This window comes from Bifidobacterium sp. MSTE12 (assembly GCF_000513015.1).
Taxonomy (GTDB): Bacteria; Actinomycetota; Actinomycetes; order Actinomycetales; family Bifidobacteriaceae; genus Bifidobacterium; species Bifidobacterium dentium.
The window spans coordinates 1-10,079 of sequence record NZ_AZYA01000009.1; the positions used below are offsets into that span (position 1 = coordinate 1).

Genomic DNA, 10,079 nt, shown 5'->3' on the forward strand with positions numbered 1-10,079 from the left:
GGTGGAGATGCCGCGAATGTCACCTAGGCCGGAACCGGTAGTATCGGCAAATGATCGTGGGTAGATCTGATAGACTACCGCCTGTTTCCACCATATATCGGCATTGATGTCAATAGTGGGTTCGCTCATATCAACTCATTTCTCCTTCATGATGTGGTCCGCGTTGACTCTCATGTGCTTCTGGCTATAATGTAAACACATACATTATGATTTGTCAAAAATGGTATGTTTTTAGTCTATATACAGTATTGCAAGCGTTTTCAAAAGAAGATTCGTATGATGCTTTTCATCTGATCATTCGCGTCACATTCACGTACGAAGTTGTTGCAAACACGCCTTCTTCGCTGTCGACTCGTATGCAGGGCGTAGAGTAAAGGAATCACTTGCGGAAGGCAGTGGAAATCTTGGGAGAGTTCGTATGGCATCATCTATCTACGACGTGGCGGCCAAGGCCGTGTCCATCTCCACCATCTCGCCCGCATTCCACTGTTCTGGGAATATAAGGATGCCGATACCACTTTCGAGCAGGAAGTGAAGGATGCCTATTTGGATGACCTGAGAAATCTGTGGGATCTATACACCACCAATTCCACGGTTGATGCGAAGCTGCTTTCCAGCAAGACCCATGAAGACACCACTGCCGAATTCTCCACCGGCAAGGTCGCCTTCTACCAAAACGGCGTGTGGGCCTACACCCAGATCAAAGGCAACGGGGTGGCCGACGAGGATCTCGGCATGGTACCAATCTATATCGGAGCCGAGGGCGAGGAAGTCTATGGTCCGGCTTCAATCTACGATGCCTCCTGGGCCGTGAATAAGAAAAGTTCCAAGAAGGATCAGCAGGCCACTCTTGACTTCCTCAAATGGCTGGTCACTTCTGATGAAGGTAAGAAGACTCTCAGCCAGGATATGGGCTTCTCGGCTCCATTCACCTCCTTCACGCCCGAGGACCAACCTGACAATCCGCTCACTACAGCTGCATTGCAGTATCAGGAAAATGGAGTGCCGTATGTTCGCTCGTTCTCTCTGCCTTCGGGTACTTGGCAGGATGGATTCACCAACGCATTGCTCAACTATTCTCAGGGTACAGGCGATTGGGATGCCGTCAAGAAAGCCTATGTAGACAATTGGCCATCCGAATGGCAGGACAACAAAGAAACCAACGGTTCCATGCCGGTAGCTCAGCCATTCGAGGAGTGACGGGTGGCCGGCCAAAAGACCATTGGATAATCATGGCGACCTAGGTACGTGTGCGGCTCCATCGCTGACGTACACTGGTGCTCCGAAACGGGATTTATGCACCGCTATACTTGTAATTGCAGGATGTAAAGGTGTGCGGTCTCAAGGGGTTGACTGATGAAGGCTGGGATTACCGACGTTGCCGTCAAAGCCGGGGTTTCGGTCGCCACCGTTTCACGATCATTTGCGCGCCCCGATCTGGTCTCTCCGAAAACACGTGAGCGTGTGCTCAAGGCGGCTGATGAACTGAACTATTCAATATCTCGATCGGCCACGGCTATGAAAACTGGGCAAGCGCTACGTGTTGCGTTGTTGATCAGCGAAGACATCTCCTCTTGGTTCAATGCCAATCTATTCTCCGGGTTGGATTCAGTGTTGCATTCGGCCGGCTACGATATTTCGGTGTTCCCAATTGTTACCGCGCAGGAGCGTAAAGCGTTCTTCGAGCAACTGCCAGTACGTCGCAATGCGGATGCCGTAATTGTATCGTCATTTGCGATTAATCCCGATGAGGTTCCTCGTCTACAGAGCGTGAGGCTGCCGATTGTCGGTGTCAACACACCTTCAAGCGAAGGGTACGATGCCACCGTCGGCATCGATGACCGTGCAGGTATGCGTATGATAACGGAATGCGTGCTGCGGGCTGGACATACCGATATCGCATTTGTGCGCTACCGCCATGCTCCGGAAATTCCACACAGCGCCGATTTGCGCCAAGAGGGTTTTGAAGAAGCTTGTGCCGTCGCAGGGGATGCGATTCGCGCGCATGTCGTGGAGTATGACGAGCATCTCGCAGATCCAGGCGAAGCCGTTTTGGACGGTGTCTTCACCCTGGAACCTCGCCCTACCGCGGTGTGTTGCATTACGGATTCGGTTGCGATGCAGCTGTTTTTCGCGATGACCCGCAGACGGATGTCGGTGCCGTATGACCTGTCTCTGACCGGTTTTGATGACGGCCTTTACGCGAAGGAAAGTGGCTTGACCACCGCACGGCAAAGTCCGTATGACTTAGGACGCAGCGCCGCCATGAAGGCGTTGGCGCTGATTCGTGGCGATGCCGTGGTGCAGCCACATGAGCGTGTGCCTGCGCGGCTGGTGGAACGTAGTAGTGTCGCGCGGTTGATGTGAGTGATAAGGCGCGACGTAGGGGCAGCGAATGATCGCGTGCCCCTACGTATGAGAACCGAAATGATGGTTTACTCCAACTTGTCGGACGGCGGAAGCATGCCAGTGGAATCCTTGTAGGCGGTCCATTCGGTCTTCCAGCTCTTGGCGAAGGCATCGGTCACGGCGTCCCATCTGCCGGTGCCTTGAGTGTATTCGACCAGCGCATTGGAGATGTTGTCCATCCATTGCTGTCCCGGGATGTTGGCGCTGTAAACGGTCTTCTTGCCTTTGTCGTCGCTCCACACTTTGGCTGCGGCGACCAGCGGATTGTCAGGCTGTTCGTCATCGCCGAATGTGGTGAACGGTACGGCGAAGCCCATTTCTTTGGCGAGTGTCTTCTTGCCAGTATCGCTGCTCACAATCCACTTAATGAAGTCGAGGGATGCCTTCTTATCCTTGTCGGACGCGTTCTTGTTGATGGCCCAGTTCGCGTCGTATACGGCGGCAGGACCATACTCCTCTTCGCCATCGATACCCATGAAATATGGCAACATGCCGAGGTCCTCGTCGGCCACATCGTTGCCTTTGATCTGGGTGTAGGCCCACACTCCGTTCGGGTAGAACGCCACTTTGCCGGATGAGAATTCGGCGGTGGAGTCCTCGTAGGTCACGGAACTGATCATCGATGATTCGGTTGGGCTGTCTTTGACCATGGTGTCCCATAAATCCTTGTAGTTGCCCATATATTTGCCGGTAATGTCAAGTGTGAACTTCACTCCGTCATCCTTGAGTTCATAGAACATCGGGATGCGGGTCATGTGTGCTGAGAAGCGATAGTTATCGGAGGCGTCCAGACCCGGAGTTGATACGGCGCCATTGAGTCCGAGATCGGCCTTGTGTTCCTGGATGGAGTCCATCACGGCCTTCATGATTTGGTAATCGGTGATGTCGTCGACGGATTTGATTACTGCATAGCTTTTGGCGCAATAGTCCCTGATGATCTTCTTGTTGTAGATGATGCCATACCACTCTGCGGCGTATGGGATGGAATAGGCTTCATCGCCATCTTTGAAAGCGTAGCTTTTGCCCTCGTCGGTGAGTAGCTTGTATGCTTCGGAATCCTGCACCGGCTCAAGATACTTCTTGAATTTGGCATACTGATCGAAGCCTGCGATGTTGAACATGGATGGGCCGTCGGTTTTAGATAGCTCCGAAGTGAGGGTCTGGTTGCTGGTGCCAGAGGCTGCGGTCTCAATGTCGACTTTGATGCCGGTCTCCTTGGTGTAGGCACTGGCAAGTTCCTGCAGTTGGTCCACGATTTCTGGCTTGGTGTTGAGGAAGTACACCTTGCCATCGCTCGAACTTGCGGAACCTCCTCCACATGCGGCCAGTATGCCAACACCCATGGTGCATGCTGCCATAGCTGCGATAATTTTCTGAGCCGACTTCATCGTTTGCTCCTTGCTCTTACGGCCTGATGCCGTTTTCCCTTCCACTGTTGCTTGTCGATTTCACGCCTTTGCAAAATCGCCATGCCATCGTACTGGTTCGCTACGGAATCGGTACGATGGGTTCATCGTAACATATTTTTGCAAACTTTTACACACTGGAATCACAGTGATTTATACATTATTAGAATCATGTGCGGCGCATCCATTCCTGCTGGTTTACATTCGTTTGCAATTGTGGATAAGAAGTACGGTATCTTCTTTAACCGTTCCATTTTTGACAACGTTGGCAGTATGATGTACGTAGATATGTCCGTGCGCGCACAACGAATGTGTCGCGTGCCGTGCGAGACGAGAAGTAGCAAAGGGGCATCATGACCAAAGTAGGCATTCGTGAGGTGGCCAAAGCGTCAGGCGTCTCCGTTTCCACGGTGTCGCGAGCTTTCACGCGTCCTGACTTGGTATCCGATAAAACACGTCGGAAGGTGTTGGAAACCGCCGACAGACTTGATTTCAACATTTCCCGTTCTGCCACGGCACTCAAGTCTGGCCTGACCTATCGTGCGGCGATGCTGATGAATGAAGACATCACCAGTTGGTTCAATAACAGGGCGCTTGCTGGGTTGGATGATGTCATGCATGGTGCTGGCTATGACATTTCACTGTTCCAGCATATCGATACCGCTGAGAACCGCGAACGGTTCTTCACCACTTTGCCGGTACGTCGCAATGTGGATGCAGTATTCGTCGCTTCCTTCGCCGTCGATTCGCGTGAAGTTGAGCAGCTCAAGCGCATTCGTGTGCCGATCGTTGGTATCAATACGCCGGGACGTGAAGATTTCGATGCCACCGTATGCATTGACGACGACGAGGGCATGATGATTGCTACGCAGCATCTCATCAATCTCGGTCACAAATATATCGTGTACATCTGCTCGCGCGCCGCCGATTCGCTTAATGCCTCTATCGATGCTCGTCGTCAAGGTTTCATCCATGCTTGTCAGACCGCTGAGACAAGCCACGACCTGCACTGGAAGGTGCTTGAAGTGCCGCGCGATGGTGGCTACGCCGACAGTGCCTTGGCCTCGTTGTTGGCGCTTGATCAATTCCCGGATGCAATCTGTTGTCAAACCGACACCATTGCGATTCCGCTGATTGTGCGACTGGAACGGTATGACAAGCTCACGCCGCGGGATTATTCGATTATCGGATTTGATGACAGTCAGTATGCGGATATCATGAACCTGACCACCATGAAACAAGATCCGTTTCTGATGGGCCGCAAAGCCGCACATAAAGCGCTCACACTCATTAATGAGGAGACTCTCGGTCAGCCGCATGAAATCATGCATGCTCGCCTGACCTTACGTGAGACCGACGCGCCGGTGCAGTTGGTGTTGCGTGACAATGACCGGGCAATCAACGAGTAGCGAACCTAAAGGGCCATGCATTGGCTGTCGCTCACTCTGCAGGAAATACGTCAGTTCGATGTAAGCGGTACTGCATATCGATAGTGTTGTATGCTGTGACGTCAGCGACAACTCCATGCTCATCATGGCTTACGGCATCGGCGCGATTTTCATTGCCGTGCTGTTCGTCATATTCTGATCTTACATCCGGTGATGTTGTCGCTGTTTGCACTGTTCTAGTCTGCTCATGTGACGATGAATGCGGGCAGTGTGCAAAACGTCGTAGTGCAAACGTATGTCATAAAACAATATCCAAGGATGCAGATTGTTGACGTGGTGTCGCCATAAGCGCCGCAACATGCCGTTTGTTGATATTGCAAACGATGTCAATCTGCGATATTCTAAAGATGAGAAACATTCCTGTTGCACTATCTGTTCATGATGGTGATAACAGGCTCAGGGATTCATATGATTACGCAGTCTGGCAATGATCAGCCAGCAAAGGAGAGCGAAGATGCCGAATTCACCAGTCGCTGCACCCAGAAATGAAGAAAGCGCCGAACGTCTTGCACGTCCGTTGATTCAGCTAGCCAAAGCCAACGGTATTTCGACATCATACATCGATCAGTTGGGCGCTTATGTGGAGATTCGCGACGAAGTACTCGTCTCCGTACTGCGGGCGCTTGGCGTGGATGCCTCCACCGATGAGGCGGTTACGAAATCATATGAGGCAACTGTGCGTAAGACCCAGACTACGCTGGTGCCGTCGACCATTGTTAAATTCCTCGGTACGCCTACCGCCATTCCGATTCGTCCGGCAGGCCGGAACGTTACATTGCGCCTGCTGCTGGAAGACGGTACCGCCTACGCAGGCAATCTGGCGATGTGCCTATTAGCAGAGAATGACGGTACATTGAGATTGAACCTGCCAGATGATATTCCCTCTGGCTATCACACGTTGCGTATCAATGCTGGCGACGCATATGGCGAGGCGACGCTGATTTGTGCACCTGCCAGTATTCCGGTCCCGAAAGCGGTGGCCGATAGGCAACGTTGGGGATGGATGGCGCAGATGTATTCCGTACGTTCCGCCGAATCGTGGGGTGTGGGCGATTACGGTGATTTGCGACACCTCCTCAAGGACGCTGCAGAAAAAACGCATGCCGACTTTATGCTGATCAATCCGATTCACGCATGTGCGCCGATCCCGCCGTTGGAGCCTTCGCCGTACCTGCCGGAATCCCGTCGCTTCCTGAATGTCACGTATATTCGTCCGCAGGATATCGCCGAATACGCTGATCTAAGTGAATCCGATAAGGCGGAGGTGGCGCGTCTGCATGCGCAGGTGTCGGCTGCCAATGATGATGTGAATCCGATGGACATCAATTCCGCATGGTGTCATAAACGACAGGCGTTGAAAATCATCTTCAGGCAACCGCGTTCCGTTGAGCGTCAGTCTGCCTTCGAACGGTTCAAGGAGCAGGCCGGTCCGGATTTGAAAGCGTTCGCTGCTTGGTCTGTGGCGTTCGAGGTGTGGGGTGCGCCGTGGGAAACTTCCTGGTTTAACGACACCAATCGTGACTCGCCGGAAGTGGCCGAACTTATACGTGAGCATGCCGATTTGGTTGAATTTCAGTGCTGGTTGCAGTGGATTGCCGACGAACAAGTGTCGGCGGCTCAGCAGATTGCCAAGAACTCCGGTATGGCATTAGGCTTGATGCAGGACATGGCCGTGGGTGTGCATTCGTTAGGTGCGGATGTGTGGTGGAATCCGGAACGATTCGCTGTCGGTAGCGTGACCGTGGGCTGCCCGCCTGACTTCTACAACCAACAGGGGCAGGATTGGGGTCAGCCGCCGTTCAATCCGAATTATCTGAACGCCACCGGTTACGGTGTGTACCGTGACATGGTGCATACCATGTTCGCTCACGCCGGTGCGGTGCGTATCGACCATGTACTCGGCCTGTTCCGCCTATGGTGGATTCCTCAGGGCGAAGGCGCCAAGAACGGTGCCTACGTGACATACAACGTTGATGCGATGATAGCCATCCTTACCATCGAAGCCTCCCGTGCGGACGGCCTGGTGATCGGTGAGGACTTGGGTACAGTGCCGAACTATGTACGCAAGGTGCTTGCTTCACATGGTGTGCTTGGTACCGTGGTGGAGTGGTTCGCACGAGTGGATGACTCTCCCAACGCAGGCGATCCATACGATGATCCGACCAACTATCGCAAGTATGCGTTAGCGTCCGTCACTACGCACGATCTGCCACCGACCGCAGGGTACCTGCAGTTTGAGCATGTACAGTTGCGTGAGCGGCTCCATCTGCTTACCGAATCGGTGGAATCCTTCCAAGCATCGGCCACCGCGGAACGTCAGGCCATGCTCGATCGTCTGCGGACACTTGGTCTGATCTCCGATGAGGAAGCTGACGATGCGGACAGCCACATCCCGCAGATTGTTGAAGCCATGCACGCCATGCTGCGTAAATCACCATCGTTGCTAATACAGGCCGCACTGGTTGATGGCGTCGGCGAGCGTCGTACCCAGAACCAGCCTGGAACGTCCGATCAGTATCCGAATTGGCGTATTCCGCTGGCTGATGAGCATGGACGTGTCGTGCACACCGACGAAGTGTTCGATTTGCCACGAGTCAAATCGTTAGCTGCCATCATGGATGCTTGAGACAGACCGTTTCCTTAGCATAGCTGAGTCAAGAGCCGTCGCGGCAATATGTGTCACGACGGCTCTTGACATGATTTTAATAGCAATTTGGTTGCCGAGCGACCGCCGCCGATTTCATCGGAAACCACCGATGGAAATTCAGCGTGCCTAGCAGAGCAGTTCACCAGAACCGCTCTGGTTTTGCGTAAGATTTCGGGAGGAGTTACCTGCCGGTGCGCCCAAGATGAATGAATGATGCTATCTATCTGGTGGTCCATCATGGATTCAAGGGCCTGCGGTTCAACGTTTTTCACCATTGGTGTCCACGATCAGCAGAATCATACCTTGATGCCATACCTCATCCTGCGAGCCTCGAATGACTTGTCCGGCATGGGGCGCGCCATCGCTGATGAAGCCAATAAGTTTAGAGAGCCCACTGACTCAACCCTTCGCCAATGCGTTGGGGCGATATCCAAATTGTTGTGCAACCTTGCGTGCTCGGCTTCTTATGGATTCTGGAATGTTGACCTTTGTTGTTCGCCACCCAGGGAACGGTGGCCACTGACACTCCGGCTGCTCTGGCCATAATCTTGAATCGTCACTCCGTTCATGCCATGTAACCTACGCAACCTGTCCCAGCAACCCATCGCTTAGTTCGGTGGCCGCATGCGCAGCCGTGCCAGACGCTGCGAGACGGAGGGCCGAGGGAGATTCTTGTGACAGTAATGCTCCCGTGTTGCTGATGCTTCATCGGGGGCAACACGGGAGCATTCAATGTGTGGATTAGAGCAGCATCCAGATGGTTGTGTCTTGGGGCAATTGCCCGTTGGATACATCGCCAGACGCCAGTATGATCTCTCCGTTTGGCAGCGAAGCTGGAGTCTTACCGAAGTTCGTATAGGAGGCGAATGTGCGACCATCGGCGGCAGGGCGCGTGTAGGCGATTATCTCATCGCCTGCGTCGATTAGAGTGCAGGAGGTATCCGCCGTGGCGGTGAGTATGTCCTGACGTGCGGCGAGTGCTGCGCGATACAGCGACAACATTGAATCCGGATTCTGTGCTTCGCTGTCGGCGGTGAAATTGCCGTACCAGAGAGGCTGCGGCAAATGGGGGCTTTCGGATTGGGTACCATCCACCTTGGTGACGGGGGAGAAGCCAAAGGAGGCTCCGTCGCCAAAACTCTCATTCCAGGAAGCCGGCGTCGGCTTGTCCGCGGCGATCCACGGCATCGGCACGCGACAGCCATCGCGGCCCTTTTCATAATAACGCTGGGTGGTGAAGTACGGAGTTGGGTCCTCAAGACGATCCCAAGGAATATCTGCTACCTCGAACAGGCCCAGTTCCTCTCCTTGATACACATATACAGAACCTGGTAGCCCGGTTTCCATCATGATGGCGGCGCGGGAGCGCTTGGTGCCGAGTTCACGGTCTTCAATATAAGAGGTGCCGTCGCGCAGCAACCAGTCCTTGGCTACCTGATGATGACTGGGGGTCTTGATCTGAGGCAGGGCGTAACGGCTGGCATGACGCGGTACATCGTGGTTGCTCATGACCCACGTGGTGGTGGAGCCGCCGGAATGTGTGGCTGAATCCAAGCCCTCCTCGATGGCGGTACGCATCTCGGCGGCGTTCCAGTTGGCTTCGGCGAACTCGAAATTGAACACCTGTCCCAGCTCTTCGGGGGAGGCGTACAGATGCTGATGCTCCGGTACGCACCAGGCCTCACCGACGGCGAAGCGTGGCGGATCGTACTCGTTGAACACTTCGCGCCACTCGCGGTAGATGTCGTGCACTTCAAAACGATCCCAAATCGGGTTAGTGCCGTCATGGCATAGCGATTCGTGAATCGGATAGCGTTTGCCCATCTCTTCAAGTGGCATGCATTCAAGATCCTTGGCCAGGCCGTGCGCCACATCGATACGGAAGCCATCAGTGCCATGGTCGGACCAGAAGCGTAGCGTTTTCTTGAATTCCTCGTGTACCTCCGGGTTCTTCCAGTTGAGGTCTGGTTGTTCCTTGGTGAAGATATGTAGGTACCATTGGCCATCTTCCACACGCTCCCAGGCTGGGCCGCCGAACAGGGAGATCCAGTCATTCGGTGGAAGTTCACCGTTCTCACCGCGTCCCTCGCGGAAGATGTAGCGGTCGCGTTCCTTGGAGCCGCGCCCCGCGGCAAGAGCCTCTAGGAACATCCGATGCTTGTTGGCGGT

6 protein-coding genes and 1 pseudogene are annotated in these 10,079 nt (G+C 53.8%); 4 read left to right on the forward strand and 3 right to left on the reverse strand.

Annotated elements, in window-relative coordinates:
* A pseudogene (locus tag HMPREF1494_RS11420) lies at positions 1–129 on the reverse strand (alpha-amylase family glycosyl hydrolase); the annotation flags it as partial.
* A 357-nt stretch (positions 130–486) separates the two neighbouring features.
* On the opposite strand from HMPREF1494_RS11420, the gene HMPREF1494_RS02870 reads away from it, so the two are divergent.
* Complete coding sequence (locus tag HMPREF1494_RS02870; protein WP_274599574.1) at positions 487–1,200, forward strand: extracellular solute-binding protein; 714 nt, start codon at positions 487–489, stop codon at positions 1,198–1,200.
* A gap of 156 nt (positions 1,201–1,356) precedes the next feature.
* On the forward strand, positions 1,357–2,367 hold the full coding sequence (locus HMPREF1494_RS02875; RefSeq protein ID WP_034519350.1) for a LacI family DNA-binding transcriptional regulator: 1,011 nt from the start codon (positions 1,357–1,359) through the stop codon (positions 2,365–2,367).
* A 68-nt stretch (positions 2,368–2,435) separates the two neighbouring features.
* On the opposite strand, the gene HMPREF1494_RS02880 is transcribed toward HMPREF1494_RS02875, so the two are convergent.
* The gene (locus tag HMPREF1494_RS02880; protein ID WP_034519353.1) at positions 2,436–3,797 is read right to left on the reverse strand and encodes an ABC transporter substrate-binding protein; all 1,362 of its coding nucleotides are present in this window, start codon (positions 3,795–3,797) and stop codon (positions 2,436–2,438) included.
* 371 nt (positions 3,798–4,168) lie between these two features.
* On the opposite strand from HMPREF1494_RS02880, the gene HMPREF1494_RS02885 reads away from it, so the two are divergent.
* Positions 4,169–5,224 (forward strand): LacI family DNA-binding transcriptional regulator, encoded by a 1,056-nt coding sequence (locus HMPREF1494_RS02885; RefSeq protein ID WP_034519356.1) that lies wholly within the window; start codon positions 4,169–4,171, stop codon positions 5,222–5,224.
* 493 nt (positions 5,225–5,717) lie between these two features.
* A complete protein-coding gene (gene malQ, locus HMPREF1494_RS02890) occupies positions 5,718–7,889 on the forward strand; it encodes a 4-alpha-glucanotransferase (protein ID WP_034519360.1) in 2,172 nt (723 codons plus the stop codon).
* A gap of 762 nt (positions 7,890–8,651) precedes the next feature.
* On the opposite strand, the gene HMPREF1494_RS02895 is transcribed toward malQ, so the two are convergent.
* On the reverse strand, positions 8,652–10,079 hold a 1,428-nt coding region (locus HMPREF1494_RS02895), incomplete at its 5' end, for an alpha-amylase family glycosyl hydrolase (RefSeq protein ID WP_034519365.1).

Coding starts and splice junctions, on each gene's coding strand:
- HMPREF1494_RS02875 (WP_034519350.1), top strand. CDS start 1,357: ATGAAGGCTGGGATTACCGACGTTGCCGTCAAAGCCGGGGTTTCGGTC.
- HMPREF1494_RS02880 (WP_034519353.1), bottom strand. CDS start 3,797: ATGAAGTCGGCTCAGAAAATTATCGCAGCTATGGCAGCATGCACCATG.
- HMPREF1494_RS02885 (WP_034519356.1), top strand. CDS start 4,169: ATGACCAAAGTAGGCATTCGTGAGGTGGCCAAAGCGTCAGGCGTCTCC.
- malQ (WP_034519360.1), top strand. CDS start 5,718: ATGCCGAATTCACCAGTCGCTGCACCCAGAAATGAAGAAAGCGCCGAA.